General features: G+C 61.4%; 32 protein-coding genes. 22 read left to right on the top strand and 10 right to left on the bottom strand.

Annotation, left to right across the window (positions count from 1 at the left end; translation table 11 throughout):
• Positions 1-240 precede the first annotated feature (240 nt).
• The 4 genes from ACX80B_RS01300 (at position 241) to ACX80B_RS01285 (ending at position 5,421) form a co-directional block, all read left to right on the top strand.
• The gene (locus tag ACX80B_RS01300) at positions 241-2,466 is read left to right on the top strand and encodes a catalase (protein ID WP_459292238.1); all 2,226 of its coding nucleotides are present in this window, start codon (positions 241-243) and stop codon (positions 2,464-2,466) included.
• 129 nt (positions 2,467-2,595) lie between these two features.
• Positions 2,596-2,769, top strand: a complete 174-nt coding sequence (locus tag ACX80B_RS01295) for a CsbD family protein (RefSeq protein ID WP_459292236.1) — start codon at positions 2,596-2,598, stop codon at positions 2,767-2,769.
• A 507-nt stretch (positions 2,770-3,276) separates the two neighbouring features.
• The gene (locus ACX80B_RS01290) at positions 3,277-4,374 is read left to right on the top strand and encodes a hypothetical protein (RefSeq protein WP_459292234.1); all 1,098 of its coding nucleotides are present in this window, start codon (positions 3,277-3,279) and stop codon (positions 4,372-4,374) included.
• 60 nt (positions 4,375-4,434) lie between these two features.
• Positions 4,435-5,421: a zinc-binding metallopeptidase family protein gene (locus tag ACX80B_RS01285; protein WP_459292232.1), complete on the top strand. Its 987-nt coding sequence runs from the start codon at positions 4,435-4,437 to the stop codon at positions 5,419-5,421.
• Positions 5,422-5,539: 118 nt separating this feature from the next.
• On the opposite strand, the gene ACX80B_RS01280 is transcribed toward ACX80B_RS01285, so the two are convergent.
• Complete coding sequence (locus tag ACX80B_RS01280; RefSeq protein WP_459292230.1) at positions 5,540-6,322, bottom strand: hypothetical protein; 783 nt, start codon at positions 6,320-6,322, stop codon at positions 5,540-5,542.
• Positions 6,323-6,862: 540 nt separating this feature from the next.
• Between ACX80B_RS01280 and ACX80B_RS01275 the strand changes: the two genes are divergently transcribed.
• A complete protein-coding gene (locus ACX80B_RS01275; RefSeq protein WP_459292228.1) occupies positions 6,863-7,483 on the top strand; it encodes a hypothetical protein in 621 nt (206 codons plus the stop codon).
• A 79-nt stretch (positions 7,484-7,562) separates the two neighbouring features.
• Here ACX80B_RS01275 and ACX80B_RS01270 read toward each other — a convergent pair whose 3' ends face one another.
• Positions 7,563-7,991: a hypothetical protein gene (locus ACX80B_RS01270; protein ID WP_459292226.1), complete on the bottom strand. Its 429-nt coding sequence runs from the start codon at positions 7,989-7,991 to the stop codon at positions 7,563-7,565.
• Positions 7,992-8,219: 228 nt separating this feature from the next.
• Here ACX80B_RS01270 and ACX80B_RS01265 point away from each other — a divergent pair, with 228 nt between their 5' ends.
• Positions 8,220-9,056: an alpha/beta fold hydrolase gene (locus ACX80B_RS01265; protein WP_459292224.1), complete on the top strand. Its 837-nt coding sequence runs from the start codon at positions 8,220-8,222 to the stop codon at positions 9,054-9,056.
• A gap of 115 nt (positions 9,057-9,171) precedes the next feature.
• On the opposite strand, the gene ACX80B_RS01260 is transcribed toward ACX80B_RS01265, so the two are convergent.
• The 6 genes from ACX80B_RS01260 to ACX80B_RS01235 form a co-directional block, all read right to left on the bottom strand.
• Positions 9,172-9,636, bottom strand: coding sequence for an SRPBCC family protein (locus ACX80B_RS01260; RefSeq protein WP_459292222.1), 465 nt, complete (start codon positions 9,634-9,636; stop codon positions 9,172-9,174).
• Positions 9,637-9,788: 152 nt separating this feature from the next.
• A complete protein-coding gene (locus tag ACX80B_RS01255; protein WP_459292220.1) occupies positions 9,789-10,406 on the bottom strand; it encodes a hypothetical protein in 618 nt (205 codons plus the stop codon).
• Positions 10,407-10,454: 48 nt separating this feature from the next.
• Entirely contained in the window at positions 10,455-11,024 is a 570-nt protein-coding gene (locus ACX80B_RS01250; protein WP_459292218.1) for a DUF6286 domain-containing protein, read from the bottom strand.
• Positions 11,021-11,419: an Asp23/Gls24 family envelope stress response protein gene (locus tag ACX80B_RS01245; RefSeq protein ID WP_459292217.1), complete on the bottom strand. Its 399-nt coding sequence runs from the start codon at positions 11,417-11,419 to the stop codon at positions 11,021-11,023. The genes ACX80B_RS01250 and ACX80B_RS01245 overlap by 4 nt, the downstream gene beginning before the upstream one ends.
• A gap of 13 nt (positions 11,420-11,432) precedes the next feature.
• Positions 11,433-11,615 (bottom strand): hypothetical protein, encoded by a 183-nt coding sequence (locus ACX80B_RS01240; protein WP_459292215.1) that lies wholly within the window; start codon positions 11,613-11,615, stop codon positions 11,433-11,435.
• Between the two features lie 51 nt (positions 11,616-11,666).
• Positions 11,667-12,164, bottom strand: coding sequence for an Asp23/Gls24 family envelope stress response protein (locus tag ACX80B_RS01235; protein ID WP_459292213.1), 498 nt, complete (start codon positions 12,162-12,164; stop codon positions 11,667-11,669).
• 111 nt (positions 12,165-12,275) lie between these two features.
• On the opposite strand from ACX80B_RS01235, the gene ACX80B_RS01230 reads away from it, so the two are divergent.
• From ACX80B_RS01230 to ACX80B_RS01220, 3 genes are read left to right on the top strand one after another with little or no spacing between them, the layout of a single operon-like run.
• Positions 12,276-12,935, top strand: coding sequence for an RNA polymerase sigma factor (locus ACX80B_RS01230; RefSeq protein ID WP_459292211.1), 660 nt, complete (start codon positions 12,276-12,278; stop codon positions 12,933-12,935).
• The gene (locus ACX80B_RS01225; RefSeq protein ID WP_459292209.1) at positions 12,926-13,513 is read left to right on the top strand and encodes an Asp23/Gls24 family envelope stress response protein; all 588 of its coding nucleotides are present in this window, start codon (positions 12,926-12,928) and stop codon (positions 13,511-13,513) included. Before ACX80B_RS01230 ends, ACX80B_RS01225 begins: the two co-directional genes overlap by 10 nt.
• Complete coding sequence (locus tag ACX80B_RS01220; RefSeq protein WP_459292207.1) at positions 13,506-13,898, top strand: hypothetical protein; 393 nt, start codon at positions 13,506-13,508, stop codon at positions 13,896-13,898. The genes ACX80B_RS01225 and ACX80B_RS01220 overlap by 8 nt, the downstream gene beginning before the upstream one ends.
• A gap of 21 nt (positions 13,899-13,919) precedes the next feature.
• Here the strand turns inward: ACX80B_RS01220 and ACX80B_RS01215 are convergent, their stop codons facing one another.
• The gene (locus ACX80B_RS01215; RefSeq protein ID WP_459292205.1) at positions 13,920-14,093 is read right to left on the bottom strand and encodes a CsbD family protein; all 174 of its coding nucleotides are present in this window, start codon (positions 14,091-14,093) and stop codon (positions 13,920-13,922) included.
• A gap of 74 nt (positions 14,094-14,167) precedes the next feature.
• Entirely contained in the window at positions 14,168-14,800 is a 633-nt protein-coding gene (locus ACX80B_RS01210) for a response regulator transcription factor (protein WP_459292203.1), read from the bottom strand.
• Between the two features lie 276 nt (positions 14,801-15,076).
• Between ACX80B_RS01210 and ACX80B_RS01205 the strand changes: the two genes are divergently transcribed.
• The 13 genes from ACX80B_RS01205 to ACX80B_RS01145 all read left to right on the top strand — a co-directional run bounded on the left by ACX80B_RS01205 (position 15,077) and on the right by ACX80B_RS01145 (position 26,027).
• The gene (locus tag ACX80B_RS01205) at positions 15,077-15,772 is read left to right on the top strand and encodes a DUF4386 domain-containing protein (protein ID WP_459292201.1); all 696 of its coding nucleotides are present in this window, start codon (positions 15,077-15,079) and stop codon (positions 15,770-15,772) included.
• A gap of 31 nt (positions 15,773-15,803) precedes the next feature.
• Positions 15,804-16,703: an oxidoreductase gene (locus ACX80B_RS01200; protein WP_459292199.1), complete on the top strand. Its 900-nt coding sequence runs from the start codon at positions 15,804-15,806 to the stop codon at positions 16,701-16,703.
• Between the two features lie 6 nt (positions 16,704-16,709).
• Positions 16,710-19,454 carry a LuxR C-terminal-related transcriptional regulator gene (locus ACX80B_RS01195; RefSeq protein WP_459292197.1) on the top strand — a complete coding sequence of 915 codons (2,745 nt, stop codon included), beginning with the start codon at positions 16,710-16,712 and terminating at the stop codon, positions 19,452-19,454.
• Positions 19,455-19,556: 102 nt separating this feature from the next.
• Positions 19,557-19,826: a hypothetical protein gene (locus ACX80B_RS01190; RefSeq protein WP_459292195.1), complete on the top strand. Its 270-nt coding sequence runs from the start codon at positions 19,557-19,559 to the stop codon at positions 19,824-19,826.
• Between the two features lie 68 nt (positions 19,827-19,894).
• Positions 19,895-20,602: a DUF4386 domain-containing protein gene (locus ACX80B_RS01185; protein WP_459292193.1), complete on the top strand. Its 708-nt coding sequence runs from the start codon at positions 19,895-19,897 to the stop codon at positions 20,600-20,602.
• 48 nt (positions 20,603-20,650) lie between these two features.
• Positions 20,651-21,292, top strand: a complete 642-nt coding sequence (locus tag ACX80B_RS01180; protein ID WP_459292191.1) for a hypothetical protein — start codon at positions 20,651-20,653, stop codon at positions 21,290-21,292.
• Between the two features lie 173 nt (positions 21,293-21,465).
• Complete coding sequence (locus ACX80B_RS01175) at positions 21,466-21,912, top strand: hypothetical protein (RefSeq protein WP_459292189.1); 447 nt, start codon at positions 21,466-21,468, stop codon at positions 21,910-21,912.
• Positions 21,909-22,097: a helix-turn-helix transcriptional regulator gene (locus ACX80B_RS01170; protein WP_459292187.1), complete on the top strand. Its 189-nt coding sequence runs from the start codon at positions 21,909-21,911 to the stop codon at positions 22,095-22,097. The genes ACX80B_RS01175 and ACX80B_RS01170 overlap by 4 nt, the downstream gene beginning before the upstream one ends.
• Positions 22,098-22,230: 133 nt before the next feature.
• Entirely contained in the window at positions 22,231-23,172 is a 942-nt protein-coding gene (locus ACX80B_RS01165; protein ID WP_459292185.1) for a 1-phosphofructokinase family hexose kinase, read from the top strand.
• Positions 23,162-23,950 carry a 5'/3'-nucleotidase SurE gene (gene surE, locus ACX80B_RS01160; RefSeq protein ID WP_459292184.1) on the top strand — a complete coding sequence of 263 codons (789 nt, stop codon included), beginning with the start codon at positions 23,162-23,164 and terminating at the stop codon, positions 23,948-23,950. Before ACX80B_RS01165 ends, surE begins: the two co-directional genes overlap by 11 nt.
• Before the next feature lie 142 nt (positions 23,951-24,092).
• Positions 24,093-24,812, top strand: coding sequence for a GAF domain-containing protein (locus tag ACX80B_RS01155; RefSeq protein WP_459292181.1), 720 nt, complete (start codon positions 24,093-24,095; stop codon positions 24,810-24,812).
• Between the two features lie 9 nt (positions 24,813-24,821).
• Positions 24,822-25,193 (top strand): hypothetical protein, encoded by a 372-nt coding sequence (locus ACX80B_RS01150; protein ID WP_459292179.1) that lies wholly within the window; start codon positions 24,822-24,824, stop codon positions 25,191-25,193.
• A gap of 93 nt (positions 25,194-25,286) precedes the next feature.
• Positions 25,287-26,027, top strand: a complete 741-nt coding sequence (locus ACX80B_RS01145; protein WP_459292177.1) for an ANTAR domain-containing protein — start codon at positions 25,287-25,289, stop codon at positions 26,025-26,027.
• The last annotated feature ends 13 nt before the right edge of the window (positions 26,028-26,040 follow it).

Below are 26,040 nucleotides of genomic sequence, written 5' to 3'. Positions count from 1 at the left end.
GCCGGGTCAGAGCCAATACCTGCCGCCCTAAGCACTACTGGATTGCCGTTTCGGCACATGAGGAAAGACTATAGTAAGCATGCTGGTAATTCACCCCGTTCCCGGGTGCAAATGTTCCCAGTGGGTGGATGGAAGTCCTAAGCAAACTTACTGTTTCGCGTGTAAAGTCGCCCCTGTAAGGCGCGGTTGGTGCCTGCGGGCGCCTGCCCCAAGATCGACGCAGTCCCGTGGAGTCTTAAGATGCCAGAAAACAATCCGAAAAATCCCATTCCCGGCGCACCGTCCAGCTCGACGCCTCAGGTGCCTGAACCTACCGAGCCGCAGGGGCCATTGCCGCCCAAACCGGACCAGCAGCCGCCCGGACCCTACTCGCCGACGGGCAGGAAACAGGAAGCGGAGCAGGACCATCCGCGGGCCCAAACCGGTGAGTACCTCACCACCGCTCAGGGCCTGCGGGTCAACGACCGCGATCATTCGCTCAAGGCCGGCGCGCGGGGTCCGACCCTGCTGCAGGACCATCAACTCCGCGAGAAGATCACGCATTTTGATCATGAACGGATTCCCGAACGCGTGGTGCACGCCCGGGGTGCTGCCGCCTACGGTGTCTTCCGCGCAAATGGGGCTGCCGCTTCAGTGAGTAAGGCCGGTTTCCTGGCCAAAGACGCCGAAACGCCGGTTTTTACGCGCTTCTCCACGGTGGTGGGCTCCAGAGGTTCAGCGGACACCGTCCGGGACACCCGCGGCTTCGCCACCAAGTTCTACACCGATGAGGGCGTCTTCGATCTGGTCGGTAACAACATCCCGGTGTTTTTCATTCAAGACGGACTCAAGTTTCCCGACGTCGTCCATGCGGCCAAGCCGCACCCGGACCGCGAGATTCCGCAGGCCCAAAGTGCCCACGATACGTTCTGGGATTTCGTGTCCCTGCATACCGAGGCGCAGGCCCACACTATCTGGTTCATGGCCGACCGCGGTACGCCACGCTCCTTCCGAATGATGGAAGGCTTCGGCGTGCACACCTTCCGCCTCGTCAACGCTGAAGGTGCGACGACGCTGGTCAAGTTCCACTGGAAGCCAAGGCTTGGCGTGCATTCGCTGGTCTGGGAAGAAGCGCAGCTGGTCCAGGGAATGGACCCGGACTTCCACCGGCGCGACCTGGCGGATGCGATCGAAGCCGGGGCCTATCCCGAGTGGGATCTGGGGATCCAGACGTTCCCGGACACCGACGATGAAATGTTCGAGGGCATCGACCTGCTGGATCCGACCAAGATTGTGCCCGAGGAACTCGCGCCGGTGCAGCTCATCGGCACCTTGACGCTGAATGCGAACCCCACCAATTACTTTGCCGAAACCGAGCAGGTGGCGTTCCACCCGGGACACCTCGTTCCCGGGATCGACGTCACCAATGATCCGCTGCTGCAGGCGAGGCTGTTTTCCTACCTGGATACGCAGATCAGCCGGCTTGGTGGACCGAACTTCGCACAGATTCCGATCAACCGTCCGCACGCACCTGTCAATGACATGCACCGCGACGGTATGCACCAAAGCGCGGTACCCACCGGCGTTGCGCCCTATAAGCCCAACTCGCTCGACGGCGGGTGTCCATTCACCGCCGGCGAGGACATGGGCGCGTACGTCGAAGTCCCGCAGGAAATTAAGGACGCGATGAAAGTCCGCAAGGCACCGGCGTCGTTCGACGACCACACGAGCCAGGCGCGCCTGTTCTACCGCAGCCTGACGCCGGTCGAGCGGGATCACGTGATCGCCGCCTATACCTTCGAGCTCGGCAAATGCTACGAACAGGCCGTCAAGGAGCGGCAGCTTCAGGCGCTGGCCAACATCGACGGCGAACTCTGCTCCGGCGTCGCAGGCGGGTTGGGGCTACCGGTACCGGAACCGACCGAAGAGCTGACCGAAGTCCAGCCCAGTGCCGCGTTGTCGCAAATAGGCAAACAATGGCCACTCGATGGGCGGATCATCGGAATTGTGGCTGACATGGACAGTGACTTGGACAGCGTACGTGCGGTCCAAAGCGCAGTGTTCGACGCCGGCATGGTGCCTTTGATCGTCGCTCCCACGGGCGGGAAACTCGGCGAAGGAGAGAACGCCCTGACCGTGCAGCGCAGTTTCGCCACGACACGTTCAGTCGAATTCGATGCCATCCTGCTGGCCGGTGCACCAACGCCCGGTCCGGACGCTGCGGATGGTCTGGACGCCAAAGCAGGGGACCCTCGGGCCAGTGGATCCATCGATCCTCGCGTGACCTTGATGCTCTCCGAGGCGTTCAGGCACGCGAAAGCAATCGGTGGCTGGGGACAGGCCGAAACCGCCTTCACGGCAGCCGGCGTCGATGCCAATGCCCCCGGGGTGGTGGTTGGATCAAGCGGCACGGAGGTGCTCGGCGGGATAACGGATCTGTTGCCCAGTCACAGGGTCTGGGAGAGGTTCCCCGCAGCAACCGGATAACCGAGTGTCTTCAAAGAGGGCTTCCTATGCACGGAGGGTCTCGAATTCTCCGTTATGCCGTGCGTAGTATGGGCTTGTGGCCCGCAGCAGGTCCGGGCGGGCACAGCCAATTGAAGGAAGGAATCCACTATGGGTGCTGACGACAAGGCTAAGAATGCCGCTGAGCGAGTGGGCGGCAAAGGTAAAGAGACAGCCGGCGAGGCCACGGGCGATGAGGATCTGAAGGCCGAAGGTCAGGCTGATCAGTCCAAGGCGGACCTCAAGGACGCCGGCGAGAAAGCGAAAGATGCTTTCAAGAAGTAGATAGAACTCTTGATCCTGCGGCGGATGCGGCCCTGATGGGCGGCATCCGCCGCAGATGTTTAACGCACGGTCTCACATCTTCCCGTATCTGGTGCGGGCAGAACCTGTCGAATTAGACACTGACCCTCATTTCCACCTGGCGGACGGGCGACTGCAGCGACGATTTTACTGGGCCGGGTTGAAGTCAGTACGCTGGCCAATCAACCTCGGATTAAGCCCATGTCCGACCAGCGCTGGATTGATGAACTGTGAAGGCCCCCCGGCCCCCTTATCGTCAACTCCCTATTTCACTGACTATGGTCTCTAGACCGCTGCCATATTTCCGGTACTACTGACCAGCTCCTTTGACATGTTGGCAATGCAAGGTTTCGACGGCGCTGTGCTGCGCCCTGCTGAAAACAACACCCCTTTATACGGAAGGACGACTCTAAAAAACATGACCAACAATCCAATAGACCGTGCGGTTCGCCACTGCCCGGACCTATTTCGCCGCACCGGGAGGCCTGAATGATCACTAAGATCGTGGGCCTGCTGGCAGATCCCGAACTACCCACCGAAATGGCCGAACAGATCTCTGACGCGCTGCCCGACCTGCTCGGGACGGCGGTCAGTGCGAAGGTCAACTGGGAGGTCCGGGTCCTGTCCCGGCAGCTGCCCCTGGATGAAAATGGCCAGATCGTTGTCTGGAAACACGGCGACGAGATTATCTCCGAACAGGGCTGGGACTATATGGTCTGCCTCACCGAATTGACCCGTCGCCTCGACAGCAGGTTCGTCATTTCAGACGTGAACCGCGCCCACAAAGCGGGCCTGGTATCGCTTCCCGCCCTCGGGCCGGTCCGGTTGCGTCACCATGTCAGCAATGCCGTTGTCCGTGTGCTCAGGGCCCTTCTGGAGGAGAGTCTCCAGCCTGAGCGCACTTCGGGTGGTGAAGGGAGGGCCTTGCGCCGCCTGACCGTCAACGTCCGTTCACCCCACCGGAGTGAAACAACGGACGGGAACGGTGACACAATCTCCTGTCTACCGCTAAGGGGTCTCCGCGGCCGGATTCGATTGCTGTCCGGGATGGTGCGGATCAACCGGCCGTGGCGGCTTATTCCCAGTCTCTCCAGCGCCTTCGCTGCCGCGGCGGCAACTGCAGCCTTCGGTGTCTTTTTCTCAAGCATCTGGAGCCTGGCCGATTCTCTGACCCCTCTGCGGCTGATCATCATTAACCTCATGTCCGTCGCCGCGATGATCATCTGGCTCGTTGCCTACAACGGACTATGGGAGAAGCCTGGCAGGCAGAAACAGCGCCGGGACGCAGCCATGTATAACTGGGCGACGGCTTTCACCTTGGCCATCGGAGTCACATGCTTCTACTCGCTGCTGTTCGCGGTCACTGCGCTCGGTGCAGCGGTGGTTATACCTGCCCCCTACCTGGGGTCGAGTTTAGGTCACTCGGTGATCTGGCTTGACTACCTCTCACTTGCCTGGCTCGCCGCCTCCATGGGAACCATAGCCGGCGCCTTGGGCTCCAGTTTCGAAGATGACTCCGCCATCCGCCGTGCCACCTACGGCCGCCGCGAGGTCGAGCGCTACGCCAAAACCCATGACGACGACTGACCGGCTCAGGTCTTTGTCTAGTACATCCGCGGTTGTGGGCCAGCCCGGTAGGATTGCTCAGTGAAGAAGTTCCTCTGCCGGGTCTGCGGCGCTGCCCTCTACTTCGAAAACTCCGGCTGTATCCATTGCGGAACCGATCTGGGCTATTCGCGCCGAGAGCAGACGATTGTGCCCTTGAACAGCGAGGGGGCATATTTCGATTCGTCCGGAAAAACCTGGCACAGATGCGCCAATCTTTACCTATCCGGCTGTACCTGGCTGGCGGCGGACAAGGGAGACCAATGCTTCAGTTGCTGCCTGACCCGGACACGTCCCAACGATGACGACGCCAAAGGCCTCGTTCAATTTCTGGATGCCGAGCGCGCCAAACGCCACCTGATTGCTGAACTGGACAGGCTTGGCCTGCCAATTGTCACCCGTGCCGAGGATCCACGTATGGGCTTGGCCTTCGACCTGCTTTCCAGCGTCAACGCCGACGTCGTCATCGGCCATCGAAACGGAGTCATCACCATCGATCTGGCAGAAAGTGAGGACGCGCACCGGGAGAAGGTACGCGCCAAGCTGGATGAACCATACCGGACGATGCTCGGCCATTTCCGCCACGAAGTGGGGCACTACTTTGAAGGCGCCCTTGTCTTCAGTGACCAGGAGCGCACGAGGCAGGCCAGGGAAATTTTCGGCGACGACACGAGGAACTACCAAGACGAGCTCGACCGTCATTACGCCGAAGGAGCTCCCGGCGGGTGGGAGTCGGAGTACATATCCAAGTACGCAACTATGCATCCCTATGAAGACTTCGCGGAGACATTCGCGCATTATCTCCACATCAATGACACGCTGGACACCGCATACGAGTTCGGGCTGGCCCGCCTGGCGCCACACGAATCCACAACATTCCGCGACGTCGTCGAGGATGCCTGGTTGCCCCTATCCATCGCGTTGAATCAGATCAACCGAAGCATGGGGCACGAGGGTCTATATCCGTTCGTCATTCCGGATACCGTGATCGATAAGCTCACGTTCGTTTCCACCCTGCGGACGACTTAGGACATCCTGAGATCAATGGTTAAAGGAAGAACCGCCGCTGACGCCTGTGGCGTCAGCGGCGGTTCTGTCTAACCCGGGTGGATCACTGGGGGTCAGTGATCCTGTTGCGGGATGGTGCTTAGCGTCCGGCGACCATGCGGCGGCGCAGGGCGTAGGCGCCACCGGCTGCGGCCAGCAGGCCACCGCCGAGGGCGATCATGCCCATCTCGTTTCCGCCGTTGCCACCATTGTTGGAAGCTGCGGCGGTAACGCCGGTGTCAGCTCCACCTGCGGGCATCATTTCCAAGGAACCACACAGGGCCGGAGCCGTTGCTGCCAGGGGCAGTTCCGGAACCAGGTTGGACTTGGCGTTGGCGGCTGCGTCGCTCAGGCCGGCCGGGTCAATGCCGTGGACGACGATGACGCCGGTTCCTTCAGCGAGGGAGTCCTGGGTGGCATCGCTCAGCTCGAAGGTCTCTTCGTAGGTGAACGATCCACCGGAGGGGGCAACGCTGATGTCGGTGGCGGCTGCCGGGCTCTTATCGGCGTCGCCGAGGGAGAGGGTGGTGCCGATTTCACCGTAGGAGGGCAGGCCCTCGACGGTGTCGACGATTCCGTCGCCATTGGCGTCGTCAGCAGCGATGGTCGGGCAGGTTCCCTGCGCGGCGATGTGGATGTGCTGCACGTGGGGGAATGCGCCCTCGCCGAACATCTCGGCCAGGCCGGCAGCCTCAACCGTGACGGTCGCGGTGGAGCCCTCAACGTTGATCCAGGCGCCACCACTGGCACCGGTCTCGTTGATGTCCTGGAACGTGGTCGAGTAGGACCCCGAAGCGTGGTCAGCCATAGCGGGCGCACCGGCCATAGCAGTCAAGCCCAAAGCAACGGCGGGGGCCAGCAGAAGTACTTTTTTCTTCAACACAGTTTTCTCCTCATGAGGTTCATACGGCCCAAACTTTGCACCGCACGTACAGGTAATTCGCTGTGGCCACCATCACGGATTGGTCTAAGGGGAACCAATTTATGAAATAACACACGCATCACCTGTTTCAGACACTGTCACGCCTCCACCGATTCCACAGCCTGCTTGGTACTGATTGTTATCTGGCCGTTATGAGAATGCGTGTGCCTCTGTGCCTTTGTGCCCAAAATGCCGGTAAGCAGAGCAGGAAAGTAAGAACCAATCTTTTTTCTGCCTACCGGCACCGGCCCGGGAAGAAATACCAGGCCATGGTCCTGCATGAGGTGCTGATGATCATACACTCCCCGCCTCGGATACAGTCGGCCGGAACATTGTGCGGGTGAACATGAACGGGATAATGTTGGCGCAGCCGCCCCCAATGAACAATCAGGCGGAAACGGATCGGCTTAACCGGGAAGTATCGAAAGGGGCGCCGGCCTTCGCGCAGACGTATGCCAGCCGGGCGGGCGGATCCCGGGACTATTGATAGGAAGATTTCATATGGGCTCAAGGAAGTTGTTCGGCGCTATTGCCATCGCTTCGCTGCTGATGACCGGCTGCGCGGCCACCGCCTCCGATGCACCGGAAAGCCCCAGCCCGCAGGCTTCCCACACCATGGCCGACGGAACCACAATGTCGGGGGCCGAGCATGGGGAACATCAGCCCGAACACCAGAATGTTCACGGGCCCTCGGAAGCCGCCAGGATGATCTGCAGCGGCCAGGTGGTGCAAAGCGTTGGTGACGTCCTTGGGCTGGAAGGTGAACTGACCCCGTCGTCATCGTGGGATAAGCCCATGTTCACCTGCACGTACGAAATCGACGGCAAGCCATTAGTGCTTTCCGTTCACGACGCCACGAACGAGGCCGAGGGGAAAAAGCACTTCACTGAACTCCAAAAGAGCACAGACAATGCGAAGACCATCAAGGGGATGCTGGGATTGGGATTGCCGTCCTTTTCCACCGGCGACGGAGTAGTCGCCTTTTTGAGGGACGGTAAGACGCTGCTCGTGGACGCCACGGCGCTTCCGGACGGACTTGGCCCCAATGGCTCCAAGACGCAGGATGATGCGGCATATGCTCTTGCGTCGGCAGTTCTGGTGTGCTGGATCGATCACACCTAAGCAATCGATCACATCTAATTATGGGTGTGGCACCCGTCCCTGACCGGGATGGGTGCCACACAGTTCCTTGAGGGGCTGGTTAGAGCAGTCCGCCCAGCAGGCCCTCGTTGTCGGAGCTACCGTCCGTGGTGCTGTCGGCCGAGGTGTCAGCGTCGACGTTGCTGCCGGCGTCTGAATCGGCGTCGACGTTGCTGTCCACGTCAGGGTTGGCAGTCACGTCAGCGTCGTTTCCGCTGGCGATGCCGTTGAGGTTGTCGGAGACGTCGGCGTCGATTCCGCTGAGCACGTTGTTGTTGCTCGCGATGTCACCGGTGTCGACTACATCGTTGAGGATGTTGCCTACCGAGAGGTTTCCGCTGTCGTCGACGCGGTTGTCGGAGACCTCGGTGGTGGCGCCTTCGAGGTTGGTATCGGTGGTGTCGGCGCTGGCCATGCCTGCGCCTCCGACGAGCATCAGACCGCTGACGGCGGTGACGGCGAGGGACTTGGTGAAGATGTTGTTCTGCATAATGTTGCCTCCATAATTTCCTGTTGGGGGTGAAGGACATTAGTGCTTCGGGACGGGCCCCGTTACCGGATTGGTATGGAATTGAATCTTTTTCGAGACAATTCATCCACCCCGCCAATGCAGGGGTTGAAGTGCAGGTTGTGGCGGCACCCTGCACCCGGAATCGGGAGTTTGCTATCGTAAGGTTGATCAGCGTACTTAGTAATTGTTGCCATATGGAGGTATCGCATGACGGAAGTTACAGCGCACCACGGTCTGTTCAAAGATACGGATCTGCATGTCGACGACACTGGCGGTCCGGGCCGGCCGGTGGTTCTCATCCATGGCTGGCCACTGTCCGGAGAGGCGTGGAAAGACCAGGTGCCGGCACTGCAACAGGCTGGCTACCGCGTCATAACCTACGACCGGCGAGGGTTCGGCCGCAGCGACAAGCCGAAGTCCGGATTCAACTACGAAGCCCTCACCCAAGATCTGCACACGCTGCTGACAGATCTGGACCTCAACGACGTCACCCTTGTCGGTTTCTCGATGGGTGGCGGAGAAGTGGCCCGCTACTTCTCGATCTACGGGACGGAACGTCTGCGCAGCGTCGTTTTCGCCTCGGCGATCCCGCCGTTCATGATGCGGACCGAGGATAATCCGGATGGTCCATTAACGGAGGACGCGGCTGCTGAAATGAGCGCAGACCTCACCAGCGACGAGGACTCCTTCTATGACAGCTTCACCACGCAGTTCTTCTCAGCGAACGGAGAGCTGAAGGTCACGGAACAACAGCGGCAGGAAGCCATTGCGTTGTGCAGGCAAGCTGACAAGAAGGCGGCTCTCGCCTGCATGGAGGCCTTCGGCACCACCGATTTCCGGCGCGACCTGCCCAAGGTCAGCGTGCCAACACTAATCCTGCACGGCGACAGCGATGGCATCGTTCCCATCGAAGGATCCGGCCAGCGCACCCAGACAGCTATACCCGGAAGCCAACTCCACGTGATATCCGGGGCACCGCATGGTTGCAATGTCAGCCACGCTGACGAGTGGAACAGCGCCGTGCTCGAGTTTCTGAAGAAGTAAATCCGGAACTGGCAGAAAAACGTACCGGCGCCGCACCCCAAACGGGGTGCGGCGCCAGTTACGTCACGCTGTCTCTCGCGCCTGACATTCACTGCGATGAAGTCGTAGGTGCCGCTTACGCTTGGGAAACAGCCGAGGCGAGGTTTTCCAATGAGGACTCAAGGTCGTGCTTGGGGATTGCGGGAAAGCTGACCTTTTTGAGTACCTCTTTGTCCGTTACATCGCTCCAGTCATAGGTGATGGATACTTCAGTGGAGTCCGGACCCTGTGGCCGGAGCTCCCAGATCCACTGCCAGCCGGGAGGCTCCTCGCCCTGCGTCGCAGTTTTCCAGGCCAGCAGCTTATTCTCGTCGAAGCCTATGACGTAATTTTCCGTTTTGTAGCCGCCGCCCATCTTGTCCCAGTCCATGTTCATGGTGAACGTTTGACCCACGCCGGTAATGCGGTCGGTTTTTTCGTCGGACTGAACCAACCCCGATCCGTCGATCTGCGCGTGCCTCTCCGGATTGGATAGGACGTTGAAAATTGCGTCTGCTGGGGCGTCGATGGTTCTTGTTGCTGTGATCCGTTGCTCTGTCATGTGTGCTCCTCACTCTAGGGGTGAAAACTTGCAGTCGCCGGTAAGGATCCGGAGTTCAATTCGCTGCTGTCAGCCATCCTATTATAAGTACGCTTATCAATGTTGGCTCTTGCTCAGTGAAACGGTTTCGTGCACATCCGGGGGAGCGCGACTTACAGCACTATCGTTTTGTTATTCCGGTTGCTGCTGGAGACGTCGAGCAGTATTGCCAGGCGTTCCAACGGCGTCTCGAGGGCTGTTTCCAGATCCGATGCCGTGTGTGTGCAGATGTAGTCGACGACTTCGCGGATATCGGTGCGGTCGCTGACGGTGGCATGGACCGTCAGTTCGGGGGAGGAGGCGGTTCCGCGCAGCACGGCGCCGCTGCGGACGACGCCGGGGAAAGCCTCGACCTGTTGGTTGATCGCTTCGGCCAGTACCTGCGGGTGGCATGTCGTCAGTCCGTCCGCGCCGTCGGCATGCAGACGGAGTGGGCGAGCTTCATTCTTGCGCGGTATCTGCTTGACCAGCCAGAGGAGGGCAAGGAGAGCTAGGATGACCCCCGCCGTCGCTATAACCGCAGGGGTGGCGGGTGACTCGAACAGTGACTGCACTCCTGGCGTCACGACGGATTGTGTTGGGGCTGCAAGGGCGCCGGGAACGCCGAGTGCCTGTCCGACCTTGTTGGCCAGTCCTCCCGCCAGTAGCAATCCGCCTGTGCCAAGGAGCAGCGCGAGTATTCCGAGAATGGCCAGCCAGGTGCGGTTGAACGGTCCTACTCCCTGCCGCATGATCGGCTCCTTCCATGAGATGTTGTGGGTCAGCGGCGCCGGCGTCGTTTAGTCCTCGGTGGACCGGACATTGACGCCGATTTTGGGATTCGTCACCGGCGCGGTTGATTGGAGCCGTTCGCTCACCGAATCGGCAACGCGCCGGCGTAGATCCCCGGGTTGACGCAGTGGCGAGGTGACCCGCAGCCGCACACGTTTGCCTTTTGAAGTGGCTCTGCTGGAGGTGACTCCGTCCATCCGGTCGGCGTGAGCGGTGGCGAGACGGGTGAGGGCCCGGTTACTGAGCAGGACCTCAGTTGACGTGTCCCGGTCCTCGTGGCCGGATTGCAGCCGTATCCCATTAAACTTCCCGGGGATCAGCGCGCTGAGCAACAGGATTACCCCGATCACGGCAAGTACGATTGCGGTGGCCCACAGCCCGATGCTGTTCCAGGACAGCGAGGTCAGCCACTGGGTGGCCGGACTCAAATACCCTGGCCAGTTACCGGTGCTCAAGCGCACGATGCTGACCGAGGCGGCGGCTGCGCCAACGGCGAGCAGTACGATGGCGACGATGGAAGCCGCCAAGGCCCGGCTTGGCCGCCGCCGCAGACTCTTGGAGCGGGAAGTTTTGCTCATTCCAGCCTCCTCGTCCGTTGACCGGCCTCTCCGGCCAACAGCCATGAGATGTCGACGTCGACCTGCCGGACATCGATGCCCGTCAACTCGCTTACCTGCGAGCGGACGCGCCGGCGCAATTCTTCGCCCGTACGCCGCAGGGGAGCCGGGTACCGCACGCCCACCGTCAATTCGATAGTCGCCACCTGGCCGCTCAACTGCACGCTGGCCTTCGGGCGGACGGACAGCTCCGCGCGGTCTCCGATCCCCAGGAAGCCGCCGGAAGAACCTCCCACCACTTCCAGTTCTCCGGCAGCGCGGCTGGCGATCTTCTCGATCACTTTCCCTGCTATTTCCAAGCGTCCACGGGACTCGACGTCAGTATCGAACTGACGTCGTCCGGAGCGTTTTTCCATGTCGCCCATGGTTTCACCGCCGGTCGTTTGAACGGCCGAACAGCGCTCCGACGTCGAGCTTGCCTTCAATAATCCGGCCGATGACCAATCCGGCGGCACCCAGCAATGCCACGATGAGGAAAGCGTCAAATCCACCGAACACGGCCACCAGACCAAGTATCAGCCCGGCCAGCAAACCCATTGCTGTTGCACTCATGGTTTGCTCCTTTCACTCGGGACTGCCCACCGCCCGGTGAGCAGTCCGTGATTACTCGAGGCGGTCACGGTCGGCGCTGTCGTCGTCGTTGTCGTCGGGCAGATGGACATCCGTGACGCTGATGTTCACTTCAAGAACCTCCAGGCCGGTGGCATGTTCCACGGACTGGATGACGTTGCGGCGGATCATTTTGCTGACGTCGACAATGGAGACACCGTTCTCGACGACGATGCTGACGTCGATGGCAGTCTGCCGTTCGCCCTTCTCGACGCTGACCCCGCCACTGGCGTTGGTCTGCGAGCCCGGGATACGTTCGGTGAGGCCGCTGAAGGCCCGGCGGGCCGCGCTTCCCATCGCATAGACTCCCGGCACTTCCCGTGTCGCGATACCGGCCAGTTTCTGCACGACGGTCTCTGCGATGGTGGTATCGCCCTGCTCGGTCTGGAGTGGGCCTACCTTCTTGGGCTTTTCTTCGGGGGTATTGCGCTGCAGTTCTTCGCCGGTGGCAGGTACGGCCGAGCGGCGTGAGGTATCGTTTTGGTCCACCATGAAAATCTTCTCCTCAATGGGATATTGTTTCGGACACAGTTAAAGACGTGGCCGGGAAGGAATCCTCACGCAGCATTTTGATTCTTTTTTACTGAGGCCGTGGCGGGGCCAATGAGTTCGCCGCCCGAGGGCGCGGAGCGGGAAGTGGGTGAGCCGGTGGCAGGTACTGGTGACGGATCCGTGCAACCGTTGGCTGGACTGGACGAAATTACGGTAATCTCACGTGCCCAGGACGGCGACTTACATGCTTTCGAGCACCTCGTCGATATCTACCAGGGACGGATCTTCCGCCTTGCCTACCGGATGGTCAACCATAGACCGGACGCCGAAGACATTGTTCAGGAGACGATGATCGCCGCCTGGCGGCAGCTCCCGGTACTGGTGACGCCCGCAGCGTTCAGCGGATGGATTTACCGCGTCTGCACGAACAAGTGCCTGGACCTTCTTCGCCGGCGCAGTTCCCACCAGGAAACATCATTGGGCGAAGGGGAACAGGAGCCGCGGGCAACAGCAACGCGGAGCAGCCCGGCGCCCGCGGTTGCTGCCGGGGATCCGGCGGCGACGGCGGAGATATCTGCGCAGATGGATGAATTGGCGGGCGTGCTGGCAACGATAACCCCGGAGCAACGGGCCTGTTGGCTGCTGCGGGAAATGCATGGACACTCCTATGGACGAATTGCTGAAATGCTTGAAATCAGCGAAGCGTCCGTGCGCGGCCGGATAGCCCGCGCCAGGAACCAACTGGCCGAAGGGATGAACTCATGGCGCTAGAAGACGAAAGCCCCCGGCTCGGATGCGGGCGGCGTATTGACGATCTGTGGGAGGTGATAGATCAGCCTGCCAATAACCATGAGAAGACCTGCAGCGACTGCCAACAGGCCCGGATCGCTCTCTACAACCTTGCCAGCGTCACCGAGGCAATGCGGCAACAAGACCCGGAACAGGCGGCTCTTCAACCGTCGGGCCGCGTGAAGGAAACCATCATGATGGTGGCCCGTGCCGAGGTCCGCCGTGGCCGCAGGATACAGCTGGCAAGGACAGAGGCGGGAACCATCCACATCAGCGCCCATGCCCTCGCCGCTCTCGCCCGCTTCGCGGCCGACACGCTGACGGGCGTGCGGGCCCGCAGGTGCAGCATCGACCCCTTTTCCCCCGGTTCCCGCACTGGCGACGCGGTGGTGGAGTCGTCCGACATCCGGATCACCTTGAAGGTGGCGGTCTCATCGGCACTGAGCATTCCCCCGACCATGGAGGCACTCCGTGAACGGGTCATCGCCGTCGTAAGTGCACAAGTGGCTTTGAAGTCAAGGCAAGTCGATGTAATCGTGGAGGATTTGTACGATGTCTGAACAGCCCACGACCGGAAGGCCGGTCGATCATGAGACATTGGCGGAAATGCTTGAACGATCCCTTTCGGAAATCCCCGGTGTGATTCGCCTGGAGCCCACCCTCAAGAGCACGATGACCCGGATGCGGTCGGTTTCGCGGCGGGGCATGCCGAAGTGGGCCAGCGCCGAGGGGCAGACCGCTTCCACCGGCCGGGACGGTATTCATATACGCATCGACAACCGGCTGACGAACCTGACGATTGAGCTCGCCACGGACATTTCCCACAGCTCAGTCGAGACCGCCAAAGCAGCACAACAGGTCGCTGTCGAGACCATCAAGCGTGCAGGCCTGTTACCCGGTTCGGTCGACGTATCGATTCTGTCGATTGAGGGCCGGGCACAGTAGCGCGGAGAGTCTGCGCTGGCGCTATTTCCTGAAGGCGTCTTTGGTTTTCTCGCCCGCGTCCTTGAGGTCTGCCTTGGACTGGTCGTTCTTTCCTTCGGCCTTCAGATCCTCGTCACCCTTCGCCTTGCCGGCTGCCTCTTTGGCCTTGCCGCCGGCTCTCTGCGCGGCGTTCTTGATCTTGTCATCAGTGCCCATGGTGTTTTGCTCCCTTGAGATGGCTGTGCCCCGCTGAACCTGCGGTGGGTGCAGTCATTCTACGCTCGACGGAACTACTCCTGCCGACGTCGGTGAATCAGGTGCAGCCGCGAGGCGATAACCACAGCTTCGAGCTGGGAGTGGGCGCCCAATTTGGAGAGAATCGATTTGACGTAACCTCGACACGTGTTCGGGGATAGGCCGAGGGTTTTAGCGATTATCCGCACGTCCTTGCCGTCACCCATGAGTTCGAGAACTGCTGCCTCGCGGGGTGTGAGCGGCGGGATACGGGTGTGCTGATCCTGCGTCCGATGCCTGAAAGTGGCTTGTGCAGACAGGAGGCCGGGGGCAACAACCATGCTCCCGGACTGGGCATGCCTGATGGTCTGGAGCATGGTGGCGAGCGACCCGTCCTTAGGGAGAAACGCGCAGGCGCCGGTCTTGGCAGCCTGTTCGAAGATCTCTGCCGTAGCGTGTGCCGTCAGGACAATCACCCGGGTCCGGGGATATTTTTGCAGGATCGTTGAGGCGGCAATTAACCCGTCGCCGTCGGAAAGCCGGACATCCATGATGACCAGGTCGGGGCGCAGTTCGCCGCACATCCTGATGGCGTCGGCAGCGCCGGTCGCATGGCCAACACTGACTAGATCCGATTCCTGGTCGAGGGCGCCAGCGAGCAATTCCGCGAAGGTCAAATGGTCATCCACGACCAGAATCCGCATTCGTGGCACAGGGCTGTCACCGTTCACTATGTCCTGCCGTGCACGACAATAGGCGGTTCATGGGATCCCCCCCATAATACGGCCGTAGGGCAGCTACATTACCCGACGACTTCCTAAACAGTATTCGTGCGGAGCGCCCGGTTGGATTGGTCAATATCCACGATCAGGAACTATTCAGGTCCCATGGCCCTAGACGGCGTTCCTGGATGGGCGCAGTATCAGAAGGTTATGGACCACGATCACAACTGAAGAAGAATCCTCATGGCCACGCAGACCCCGGCACAGATTCCGGCCGACCCACCGGGACGCCCCGATTCTCAACCGAAGCAGAAGAGCATGTCCAGAAGGAAGATTGCCGTCACAGTAGGCATTCTGTTTTTTGCTCAGATGGCCACCGCCATGGTGGGAACGTCGCTGATCCAGGCATTTTTGGACGGTGATACGGCAAGGGCACCGTTGACCGGCGGCGTGTTGCTCATGGTGTGTTCCGGCATCGCCGTAGTTGGCATCGGGGTGCTGATGTACCAAATCTTGAAGACCGTCAACCAAAGAGTTGCGCTCTGGTATCCGGTGCTCAGAGTAGTTGAGTTCGCCGTCTCCACCGGATGCGGTGTCTATCTCCTTTACCAGTTGGAGGTAGTCCCCAACTACCTGCTCTGGGTATACATTCCGACGGGCATTGGCGGTTTGGTTCTCAACTACCTGCTCTTCATCTCGCGATTGGTTCCCCGGTCTATCTCCATACTCGGTTTGGTCGGATACGCCCTGTTCACGCTGGGCGTGCCGTTGGACTTTCTTGGCGTTCTGAACATGAATGAAGGGTTGGGGATGGCGATACTCATTCCTGGATTCTTGTTTGAATTCGTGGTCCTGCCGATTTGGTTGATCGCCAAGGGATTTCGGCCGGCATCGTACGGAAAGAAGTTCGGTTCGACCGCTCTGGCCCCGACGATTTGACCGGGCTTCATAATCCAAAGGAACGCTAACGATGGCGACACCAGCGGCAATTCAAACAGCGTGGACTGCATCCCGCATGCCGAACCTTGCAGGCAAGACGATCATCATCACGGGCGGCAACAGCGGCATCGGTTTTGAGGCGGCCCGCGCCTTCGCCGCCCACGACGCACACGTTGTCCTCGCCGTCCGCGACGAATTGAGAGGACGTGAAGCCTCCGCCGCGATCAGCGGATCGACCGAGGTCCGCCACCTTGACCTTGCCGACCTTGCTTCCATACGTGCGTTCGCTGCTGGTTGGCGCGGCGACGTCCATGCTTTGATCAACAACGCCGGCGTTCTCACACCACCCTTTGGGCGCACAAAGGACGGGTTTGAACTTCAGTTCGGCACGAACCACCTTGGACACTTCGCCCTGACGAACCTGCTGCTGCCGCAGATCACCGGTCGCGTCGTGACAGTCGCAAGCGGGGCCCACCGGACGGGCACGATCGACTTCGACGATCTCAACTGGACCCATCGCCGCTACCGCCGCGGGGCCGCCTACAGCCAATCAAAACTTGCCAACCTGCTCTTCACCTTCGAACTGCAGCGACGCCTTGAGGCATCGGGATCCGCCGTCGTCGCAAGCAGTGCACACCCCGGCATGGCAGCGACCAATCTGGGCTCCAGCTCAAAGAGTATTCCGCTCAACACTCTCGCCTGGATCGCCAATACCTTCTTCGCACAGGATGCCGCAGCTGGCGCTGCTCCAACCTTGTATGCGGCGACGGAACGGATACCAGGAGGAAGCTACGTGGGTCCGGGCAACCGCCACGAGATGGTCGGACCGCCCAAGCTGGTGAACCCTTCCGATGCAGTCTCCAATCCCGTGACAGCCACCAGGCTTTGGGTTGTATCGGAAACCTTGACCGGCACCGTCTACCTGCTCTAGACGATCATGGCTGCACCGCTGCTTGAGTCCAAGCTGCAGGTTCCACGGCGGCGATCTGGTCTTGTCGCGCGACCGGGACTGAACGAGCGCTTAAGCCGTGGGGTTCAGTCGTCGCTGACACTTGTGTCCGCGCCGGCCGGATTTGGCAAGACAACCCAGCTGGTGGAGTGGCTGGCTGCCGCCCAGGAGGGGTGGGGAACTGCGTGGCTCTCGCTCGACCGGCGCGATAACGATGCAACATTGTTCTGGAGGTACGTTGTCGCCGCGCTCAATACGGCTTCACCCGGCATTGGTGTCGATGCGCTCGCACTCCTGCAGTCTTCCCAGCCGCCCATGGAAGCCGTCCTTACCACTCTGCTTAATGACCTCCAAGCCATCCCGGTCGATATCGTGCTGGTGCTCGACGACTACCATGTCATCGATGCTCGTGATGTGCAGGACGGGGTGATGTTTCTGCTTGAGCACCTGCCTCCACAGATACATCTGGTGATCGCCACCCGTGCCGATCCATCGCTGCCACTGGCGCGGCTGCGGGGCCGCGGCGACCTCGCCGAGATCCGCGCAGCCGATCTGCGCTTTTCAACGGACGAGACGGAAGCGTACCTCAATGGAATGATGCGCTTGGCGCTGACTTCCCGCGATGCCGCCGCACTCGAAGCCCAGACTGAAGGATGGATCGCCGCCCTCCAACTGGTGGCGCTTTCGCTGCAGGGGCGGGACGATACCGCCCGGTTCGTTGCCGATTTCGCCGGGGACGATCGGTACATCGTCGACTACCTGGTCGAAGAGGTCTTGCAGAGCCAGCCGGGGGATGTCCAAAACTTTCTGTTGCAGACTTCCATCCTGGAGCGACTGAGCGGCTCACTGTGTGATGCCGTCACCGGTCAAGACAATGGCCAGGCCCGGCTGGCCGCCCTGGACCGGGGAAACCTGTTTGTGGTCCCGCTTGATGCCCGCCGCCACTGGTATCGCTATCATCAGCTCTTTGCAGACGTCCTGCAGGCGCGATTGCTGGACGAGCAGGGTGGGGCTGTGCCGGATCTGCACCGGCGCGCAAGCTTCTGGTACGAGCAGAACGGCGGGCCATCGGAGGCGATCGGTCACGCGCTGGCCGCGCGGGATTTCGAGCGCGCGGCGGACCTTGTTGAACTGGAAATTCCTGCGATGCGGAGGGACAGGCAGGAGGCAACGCTGTACGGCTGGCTGAAGATGTTTCCTGAGGAGGTGGTCCGTGTCCGGCCGGTGCTCGGCGTGGGGTTCATCGGTGCCTTGGTGGTGAGGGGTGAGCTCGAGGGGGTGGACGCGCGACTGCGGGAGGTAGAGGGATGGCTGGAGAAGGCAAAGGACGGCAGTCGGGGAATCAACCCTCATTCATCGGAGATGGTGGTCGTCGACGCCGGGGGATTCCGCCGCCTTCCCTCGACGGTCGAGGTGTACCGTGCCGCACTGGCGCTGGCTCAGGGGGATGTACCGGGGACGGTGAGGCACGCGCAAATCGCGCTCGAACTTGCCCCCGCCGAGGATGACCTGCAGCGCGCCGCGGCAGCCGGCTTTCTTGGACTGGCGTCATGGACGAACGGCGCGCTCGAGGCAGGACATCAGGCATACGCCGACTGTATGGCGGGTCTTCGCCGCGCGGGACATCTCACCGACACCTTTGGATGTGCGATTGCGCTCGCCGACATCCGGCTTGGTCAAGCTCGTCTCGATGACGCAATGCGCACCTACGAGCAAGCATTGCAGCTGGCCTCTGAACAGGACGGGCCGGTTCTGCGGGGAACTGCGGACATGTATGTGGGCTTGAGCGATCTGCACCGCGAACGTGGCGATCTGGAGTCCGCAACGCAGGATTTACTGCGGAGTCGGGAGTTAGGTGAGCACTCCGGGCTGGCGCAGAACCCGTATCGTTGGCGGGTTGCGATGGCCCGGATACGCGAGGCCGAAGGAGACTTGGAAGCCGCCCTCGAGCTGTTCAATGAGGCAGAGCGATTGTACGTCAGCGATTTTTTCCCCAATGTCCGCCCGGTGCCGGCGTCGAAGGCACGGGTGCTGATCGCGCTCGGCCGTCTCGCTGAGGCCTCGCGCTGGGCAGCTGAGCAAGGTCTATCGGTCGACGACGACCTCAGCTACCTGCATGAGTTCGAGCACTGCATCCTCGCCAGGCTTCTCCTGGCCCGGTTTGGGAGGGAAGGCGCACACGAAGACCTGAAAGATGCGGCCCGGCTCTTGGAACGCCTGCTCGGAGCGGCGGAAACGGGCGCGAGGACGGGAAGCGTCATCGAGATTCTGGTGCTGCAGTCGCTGGCCCGGCAAGCTGCAGGCGACCTTAACGCTGCCTTGGACTCACTGCATCGTGCGCTGAGGCTTGCCGAGCCGGAGGGTTACATCCGGACCTTTGTGGATGAGGGCCCACCTATGGCCGCGCTGCTCCGCGCGGCCACCAAAACGGGGGTTACCGCCGGCTATGCCCGCCAACTCGTGGCTGCCATGGACAAGCCCACGGACAACGTACCCGTCACCCAAGGCCATATCGAGCCACTGAGCGAACGGGAACTCGACGTGCTCCGACTGCTCGGCTCGGATCTGGAGGGGCCGCATATCGCACGCGAGCTCTGCGTGTCCCTGAACACCCTGCGGACTCATACCAGTCACATCTACGCAAAGCTGGGCGTCAACAGCCGCCGGGCGACGGTCCGCCGTGGCGAGGAACTCGACCTGTTGTCGCTCCACCATCGTCAGTCCCGGCACTAGTCGTTCAGGACCGGCGGGCACCGGGCATCGGCGTCGAAATCATCAGGCTAATCACCACATGTAGTGATGCCGGCTCATCACATCTCCTTCTAGCTTTGGATCATGAGTGAAAAATCCACCGGTCGCCACGACGCCTGCCGACGGTACGAGATCCGCGTCAAGGGGCACTTGGATTCCCGATGGGCCGCATGGTTCGGCGGGATGAGTCTCACCAACGAGGAGGACGGCACCACAACCATCGCCGGACCTATAACCGATCAGGCAGACCTTCATGGGCTGCTTCAAAAAGTGCGCGACGTCGGCCTGCCGCTTGTCTCGGTCATTGCAGTCGCCCCGGACCAACCAGAATTACCCACCCCGAAACTTCGTTAGTTTCCTAATACACGAAAGAGACCCTCACCATGTCCACCGTCCAAACCGCAAAAGGCGAAAGAGCTCCGATGAGCTCCTTGAGGAAAACCGCGCTCGTCGCGGGAGTCCTGTACCTGATTACCTTCGTCTCGATCCCGACACTTGTTCTCTACGCTCCGGTGCTCGATCCGGCCTACATAGCCGGCCCCGGCCCGGACAATCCCGTGATCCTCGGGGGAATCCTGGAGGTCATCGTGGCCCTGGCCTGCATCGGCACCGGCGTCGCACTGTATCCGGTACTGAAGAGGCAGAACGAAGGCGTTGCCCTGGGTTTCGTCGGCGCACGGATCCTGGAAGCCGCCACAATCTTCACCGGCGTCGTGATTGTCCTGTCGCTTGTGACGTTGCGACAAGCCGGAGCCGGGGAAGATGCGGTGGTTACCGGCCAGGCACTGGTCGCCCTGCGTGAGTGGACAACCCTTCTCGGGCAAGGCTTCCTTCCTGCCATAAACGCGCTGTTGCTGGGATCCCTGATGTACCAGTCTCGGCTGGTGCCCCGTGTCCTTCCGCTGCTGGGATTCATCGGAGCGCCACTGCTCGTCGCCGCCGACATCGGCGTGCTGTTCGGTTTCTGGGAGCCAGTGTCCCTGTTGCCGGGGATCGCTGCACTCACGCTCGCGCTGTGGGAGTTTTCCTTGGGGGTCTGGCTGATCGTCAAAGGCTTCAAGCCTTCGCCCATCACAGCGGCACTGGCCGCCCCCGGCACTCCGGCGGTGTACCGCGCCGTCGACGCCTAACAGCCGAAACCACTCCGTCCGCCCTCCTCAAAGAGAAGAGAACGTCAGATGTCATCGAAAATAGCCCCGAAGTTCCTACCCGAAGTACTCATCAAGATATATGCCATTGCCGGACTTCTTTCGGCAGCTATCTTGATCGTGAACGCCGCTAAGCGAGCGGGAGTAATTCCCACCTCAAATTTCACCCAGCTCGCAGCGCCTGTCGCTCAAGTCGCAGCCATCGGTTTCGTGATTGGCGTATACATGGTGATTTCCAGGAAAGCAGGCGTGCTGGGGGCCGCGGGCGCTGTCCTCTCAGTAACCTCACTGTCTGGCCTCGTGGGAGTCGAATTTGTCCTCAACCTTGTCTTTCCTTACCTCGACGCCGGTACGATCACAGCGTTGACTGAGGGTCCACTGGGGATCGCTCTGACGGTAGTTTCGATGCTGTTCCTCCTCGGTACCGTCGCCCTCATGTCGTCTCTGTGGCTTACCTCGGGGGCACCTAAGGCCGCAGTGGCCCTCTACGCCGCGGGCGCGATTCCCATCGCCCTGCGTGCTGTTTTTCCGGAAACTGTGCTGCAGTTGGCCCTCATCGGCCTCGCCGTTGCAGTGACCTGGTTGGCCATATGGCTGTTTCGGAACGCATCCTCACAGACGCCCCAAGGGACATCGATTGGGATGCCGGCAACGAGGATGACTGGTAACTAGCTGTCGCACCTGCAGATGGTACTGCGGTCGGTGCTCTTGACCCCTGATGTAAAGGCTGCTTTACTCTATACTGTGAGTCAAGGTTGCTTTACATCAAGGGTTTCGGGCACGTCGGTCGGCATCCTCACCGACCCAGTATCATCACGGCGAGCCTTAGGGAAAGAAGAACAATCATGGTGAACTATCGCGAGCGACTGCCCGGCCGGAAGCCAGCGCCAGCATCGCATTATGTGCTCGCCTTTACCTTCGGCGGCATCCTCACGATCGCGCTCTCCCTGCTCGTGGGTCTAATGAATCCCGGCGATTTCTGGCTCGCTGCTGGAATTACCGCTCTGTGCGTGGTCTACCCGTCGGTCTCCGTCGGGATGAAGACATTCGTATCGCGCCACACCGTCACGCTCGATGCTCACGGGGAAGAGAGCGTGGAGTTGCGCTGGATGCAGCAGGCCGGCGCTGGAGCCTTTCTCGACCTGCTGGTGGCGACGACCATCGCGACGGCGGTGCTGCTGATAACCAATCTGGAATTTACGGCCTCCGCTGCCCTTCTCGCTCTCCTCCTGCTCGGAGTGGTCGACGTCGGAGCGCGGTATTTCCTCGTGAGGCACCGGGCACTGAAGTGAACAACGACGTCGCGTCCCGTCGACTTGAGCGCGGTTGGTCTCAGGCTGAACTGGCTGCCGCGCTAGGTGTCTCGCGCCAGACGATCATTTCAATCGAACGGGGCCGATACGACCCTTCCCTGCCGTTAGCGTTCCGCTTGGCGGGGAAGTTCGAGTGCAGGATTGAGGACATGTTCACGCCCTGAGTATCTGTGAAGTGGTCCTTCGGCTTTCAGATCCTCGTCACCCTTCGCCTTGCCGATGGCAGAGGGTTTGACTAATGCTTCGGATGCGGAAGAATTGCAAGCAGGCTTACTGTTGTCATCCAAGGGAGAGCATGTGGGAAATGTCGTAGTTTTCGCCCCGTCGCCGGTCCTGTCCGTGACAGTGGAGGATCACGACGGCGAGGCGGAGGTCCACGTGCATGCCGCCGGCCAGGGAGTGTGGCAGACCCGCATGCTCAGGGCGCTCGGCGCAGAGGTGACGATGTGCTCGGTGCTGGCCGGTGAGACCGGTGGGCTGCTGCAACACCTGCTCGAGGACGAAGGCATCAACATCCTCACCGTGGACGGAAGCGCACGGAGCGGCGCCTATGTCCACGACCGGCGAGGCGGTGACCGCGTCGCCATCGCCGAGAGCGGCGGCGATCCGCTGGCGCGGCATGATCTCGACCGGCTGTACGGCATCACCCTCAAGGCTGGCATGGAAGCAGGAACGGTCATCCTCAGTGGCGCCGCCAGCGAACGCGTGGTGACCGCCGACGTCTACCGGCGGCTCGCCTCCGACCTGAACACCGTGGGCTGCAGGGTGATTGCGGATCTGTCCGGGGACCGGCTGTCGGCGGCGCTCGCGGGAGGGCTGACCGTGGTCAAAGTTGCCGACGACGAGCTGGAGGATGACGGTCGGGTGAAGTCGACCGATAGCAACGAGCTGATCAACGCGATGCACCAGCTCGCCTCGGAAGGTGCGGAGTACGTCGTCGTTACCCGCGCTGAGGCGCCCTCCCTGCTGTTGGCGGACGGCAAGGTCAGCGAGATCCATATGCCGTCGCTGGAAGTCGTCGACCACCACGGCGCCGGCGACTCGCTCACCGCTGGAGTGGCCGCCACCCTGGCCGATGGCGGTTCCATCACCGACGCGGTCACACTCGGCGCCGCCGCCGGGGCGCTGAACGTCACGAGGCACGGGCTCGGCTCCGGTGATGCCGAAGCCGTGCAGAAACTGCGGGAACTGGTGGAGATCAAGCCCGTGAAGTCGAATGGAGGGCACAATGAGAAATGAGTCCGACGGCGGTTCTCTCACCGCATTAATCACCAACGACGACGGTATCCACTCCCCGGGTTTGCTGCACCTTGCCCAGGCCGCCCTCGAGGCGGGACTGAACGTCGTCGTCGCCGCTCCGGCGTCGGAGTTCAGCGGCAGCAGTGCCTCCATTACGGCGACGGAAGAAGACGGGCGGATCCTGTTCGAGCGGCGCACCCTTGACGGCCTGGGGGATATTCCGGTCTACGCTGTCCAGTCGGCGCCGGCCCTGATTGCACTTCTGGCCGCACACGGCACCTTTGGGACAGCGCCCGACCTGGTGCTCTCCGGGGTCAACCGCGGGGCCAACATCGGCCGGGCGATACTGCACTCCGGCACGGTCGGGGCCGCCCTCACAGGTGGAGTCAACGGCGCCAAGGGCATGGCGGTTTCACTCGACGTCCCGCTGGGAACAGAACCGGACGGTTGGACGGCCGCCGGCACCTTGGCCGGAAGATTGATTCCTTTCCTGATCGATCAGCCCATCGGAACAGTGCTGAACCTCAACCTGCCCGCCGGCGTCAGTGATCAAGTCCCCGAGTGCCGCGTTGCGACGCTGGCCGATTTCGGCGTCGTCCAGACCACCATGACGGAGCCGGACGAGGACCAAGTGCGGCTGAACGTTTCCGAGGAGAGGGAACCCCAACATCCCGACAGCGATGCGTCCCTGCTCGCCGAAGGGTTTGCCACTCTTACGGCGATCCGCTCTGTGGGCGAGGACACGTCGCTGCCGCTGGATGCCGCCGTCGTCAATTAATAGCGTTGGGCCGGGGCGGGGTTGCTAAGCTTAGACTGTGGAACCGGGAACGTCGCCAACGCAATCCGGCTTCGCGGCTCCAGCAGCGGGGCTCACGCCGGCGGACGCGTCCGTCGAATCCATGTCTGTGAGGGCCCAACCAGTGGCAAACGACCTCCCCCTCGATGAACTGTCTGTTGTTTTCGCCCGGATCCGCGGCCTGCTCCTGACCGAAGAGACGGTGAACGACGCCGTCGCAGTCCTGGCGGGTGCCGCCAAGGAATCCATTCCCAATACGCTCGGCGCGGGAATAACACTGATCGATGCTGCGGGGGCGAAGACCAGCACCGGCTCTACCGACGGCATTGTGCGGCGTCTCGATGAAGCCCAGTACGAAATCGGTGAAGGGCCGTGCCTTACCGCCCGGGAGGCGATGCGCACCATACGGATCGACGACACGTTGACGGACGAGCGCTGGCCGCGCTGGACCTCCGCCGTTGCGGACCTGCCCGTCCGTTCGACGCTGAGCACCCCGCTGCTGCACGCCGGCGCGGCCATCGGCGCCATCAAGCTCTACTCCTCCATCCCGGGTGCCTTCACCGATGAGACGCAACGGCTGCTGGAGATGTTCGCCGTGCCCGCGGCCGCGCTGCTGGGAAATGTCCAGACCGACGAACTCCCGAAGCGCCTCAGCGATGATCTCCGGACCTCACTGCAGACGCGCGATACGGTGGCGGTGGCAAAGGGGATCCTGATGGAACGGCACGGGATGACCGAGGACGAAGCCACGGCCTTTTTGATCAGTACATCGCGCAGCTCGGGAAACACCCTGCACGCGGGGGCCCAGGACCTTGTTGCGGAAGCCTCCGCTTTGGACGGTTAGAGGACGAGTATGGGTTTTGAGCCGTCGGATGAAGGGCAGGAACAGCGTCGCTTGCTGCTGATTGCAGTAAGGCATTCCGGAATCAGCGTCGGTCAGCTGTGGCTGCGCTACTTCGGCATCGGGGGAGACGCCGGCGAATACGAAGTTGACGCGTACCTGCACGGCTCCTACAACCTGCCGGCCCTGCAGCGCGATTTGCTGGCCCATGCCGTAAACGAAATGATTGACGAACTGCCGGCTCCGCCGCGCGCTCCTTACAGTTCCGACGACGACACCGGTACGGACTCTGACGGCGGGCACGATGACGTTGGCGCCGAATCGGATGGTGGTTCAATGTCTGCAGCCGAGGATCATCCGCGGGAAGACCCGGACTCGACATAAACTCGGGAAAGAAAAAGCGATTCTCCGGCCGCCATGAAGTTGTGGTTCGGAAATACTTGGGCAGAGTGCCCTCAGCATGGAAGCAGGAGAGAAATGGAAGACGCAACGACGGCTGAGCCGGACCTGAACAGTACCCTGCTCGACATGGTGATGGAAAGCGGGGACGTGGGGGAGTTCCTCAACGGCCTGACCCGCCTTGCGGCCTCCAGACTGTATTCCGAATCCGGCGGCGAGGTGCTGTGTGCCGTTACGCTGCTGCGTCCCCGCACGATGGCGACGATGGCGAGCAGCAGTGAGTACGCCGCCAAAATGGACAAGATTCAGTACGCGTTCGACGACGGTCCGTGCCTGCGTGCCGCGCGTGAGGGCTATACCGTGCATGTGAAGGATATGTCCCAGGACAACAGGTTCCCCGAGTACCGCGACGCCGTCGCCGAACACGGCATCCACTCGGCGCTCGGTGTTCCCGTTCCGTTGGACGGGGTTGCCAAGGCGGGACTGAATTTCTATTCAACGGATGTCAATGCGTTCGACGACGATGCGGTAGCTGCGGCAGAGGCTCTCGCCGAGGAGACATCAACTTCGTTGCGCTTGGCGGTGCGGATGGCTCATCTGAGTGACACCAGCAAGCACCTCGAAGCGGCTATGGAGTCACGCACAAACATTGACCTCGCTGTCGGCATCATCATGGCGCAAAACCGTTGCTCACAGGACGAAGCGGTCAGGATCCTCAAAGCCGCCTCAAGCGCGCGGAACGTGAAGCTGCGCGACATTGCAGCCGACATTGTTGCCGCCACCGGCCAAGCTCCGGCGGAAACGCACTTCGAGTCTTAGCCTTGGGGCGCTG

The organism is Arthrobacter monumenti (assembly GCF_054511255.1).
Note: the sequence above shows the minus strand (reverse complement) of the source record. Positions and strands in the feature narration are given on the sequence as shown.

Bases quoted from the DNA above. Each gene is read 5' to 3' on its own strand.
- ACX80B_RS01300 (WP_459292238.1), top strand. From the start codon at position 241: ATGCCAGAAAACAATCCGAAAAATCCCATTCCCGGCGCACCGTCCAGC.
- ACX80B_RS01295 (WP_459292236.1), top strand. From the start codon at position 2,596: ATGGGTGCTGACGACAAGGCTAAGAATGCCGCTGAGCGAGTGGGCGGC.
- ACX80B_RS01290 (WP_459292234.1), top strand. From the start codon at position 3,277: ATGATCACTAAGATCGTGGGCCTGCTGGCAGATCCCGAACTACCCACC.
- ACX80B_RS01275 (WP_459292228.1), top strand. From the start codon at position 6,863: ATGGGCTCAAGGAAGTTGTTCGGCGCTATTGCCATCGCTTCGCTGCTG.
- ACX80B_RS01270 (WP_459292226.1), bottom strand. From the start codon at position 7,991: ATGCAGAACAACATCTTCACCAAGTCCCTCGCCGTCACCGCCGTCAGC.
- ACX80B_RS01265 (WP_459292224.1), top strand. From the start codon at position 8,220: ATGACGGAAGTTACAGCGCACCACGGTCTGTTCAAAGATACGGATCTG.
- ACX80B_RS01260 (WP_459292222.1), bottom strand. From the start codon at position 9,636: ATGACAGAGCAACGGATCACAGCAACAAGAACCATCGACGCCCCAGCA.
- ACX80B_RS01255 (WP_459292220.1), bottom strand. From the start codon at position 10,406: ATGCGGCAGGGAGTAGGACCGTTCAACCGCACCTGGCTGGCCATTCTC.
- ACX80B_RS01250 (WP_459292218.1), bottom strand. From the start codon at position 11,024: ATGAGCAAAACTTCCCGCTCCAAGAGTCTGCGGCGGCGGCCAAGCCGG.
- ACX80B_RS01245 (WP_459292217.1), bottom strand. From the start codon at position 11,419: ATGGAAAAACGCTCCGGACGACGTCAGTTCGATACTGACGTCGAGTCC.
- ACX80B_RS01240 (WP_459292215.1), bottom strand. From the start codon at position 11,615: ATGAGTGCAACAGCAATGGGTTTGCTGGCCGGGCTGATACTTGGTCTG.
- ACX80B_RS01235 (WP_459292213.1), bottom strand. From the start codon at position 12,164: ATGGTGGACCAAAACGATACCTCACGCCGCTCGGCCGTACCTGCCACC.
- ACX80B_RS01230 (WP_459292211.1), top strand. From the start codon at position 12,276: ATGAGTTCGCCGCCCGAGGGCGCGGAGCGGGAAGTGGGTGAGCCGGTG.
- ACX80B_RS01225 (WP_459292209.1), top strand. From the start codon at position 12,926: ATGGCGCTAGAAGACGAAAGCCCCCGGCTCGGATGCGGGCGGCGTATT.
- ACX80B_RS01220 (WP_459292207.1), top strand. From the start codon at position 13,506: ATGTCTGAACAGCCCACGACCGGAAGGCCGGTCGATCATGAGACATTG.
- ACX80B_RS01215 (WP_459292205.1), bottom strand. From the start codon at position 14,093: ATGGGCACTGATGACAAGATCAAGAACGCCGCGCAGAGAGCCGGCGGC.
- ACX80B_RS01205 (WP_459292201.1), top strand. From the start codon at position 15,077: ATGGCCACGCAGACCCCGGCACAGATTCCGGCCGACCCACCGGGACGC.
- ACX80B_RS01200 (WP_459292199.1), top strand. From the start codon at position 15,804: ATGGCGACACCAGCGGCAATTCAAACAGCGTGGACTGCATCCCGCATG.
- ACX80B_RS01195 (WP_459292197.1), top strand. From the start codon at position 16,710: ATGGCTGCACCGCTGCTTGAGTCCAAGCTGCAGGTTCCACGGCGGCGA.
- ACX80B_RS01190 (WP_459292195.1), top strand. From the start codon at position 19,557: ATGAGTGAAAAATCCACCGGTCGCCACGACGCCTGCCGACGGTACGAG.
- ACX80B_RS01185 (WP_459292193.1), top strand. From the start codon at position 19,895: ATGAGCTCCTTGAGGAAAACCGCGCTCGTCGCGGGAGTCCTGTACCTG.
- ACX80B_RS01180 (WP_459292191.1), top strand. From the start codon at position 20,651: ATGTCATCGAAAATAGCCCCGAAGTTCCTACCCGAAGTACTCATCAAG.
- ACX80B_RS01175 (WP_459292189.1), top strand. From the start codon at position 21,466: ATGGTGAACTATCGCGAGCGACTGCCCGGCCGGAAGCCAGCGCCAGCA.
- surE (WP_459292184.1), top strand. From the start codon at position 23,162: ATGAGAAATGAGTCCGACGGCGGTTCTCTCACCGCATTAATCACCAAC.
- ACX80B_RS01150 (WP_459292179.1), top strand. From the start codon at position 24,822: ATGGGTTTTGAGCCGTCGGATGAAGGGCAGGAACAGCGTCGCTTGCTG.
- ACX80B_RS01145 (WP_459292177.1), top strand. From the start codon at position 25,287: ATGGAAGACGCAACGACGGCTGAGCCGGACCTGAACAGTACCCTGCTC.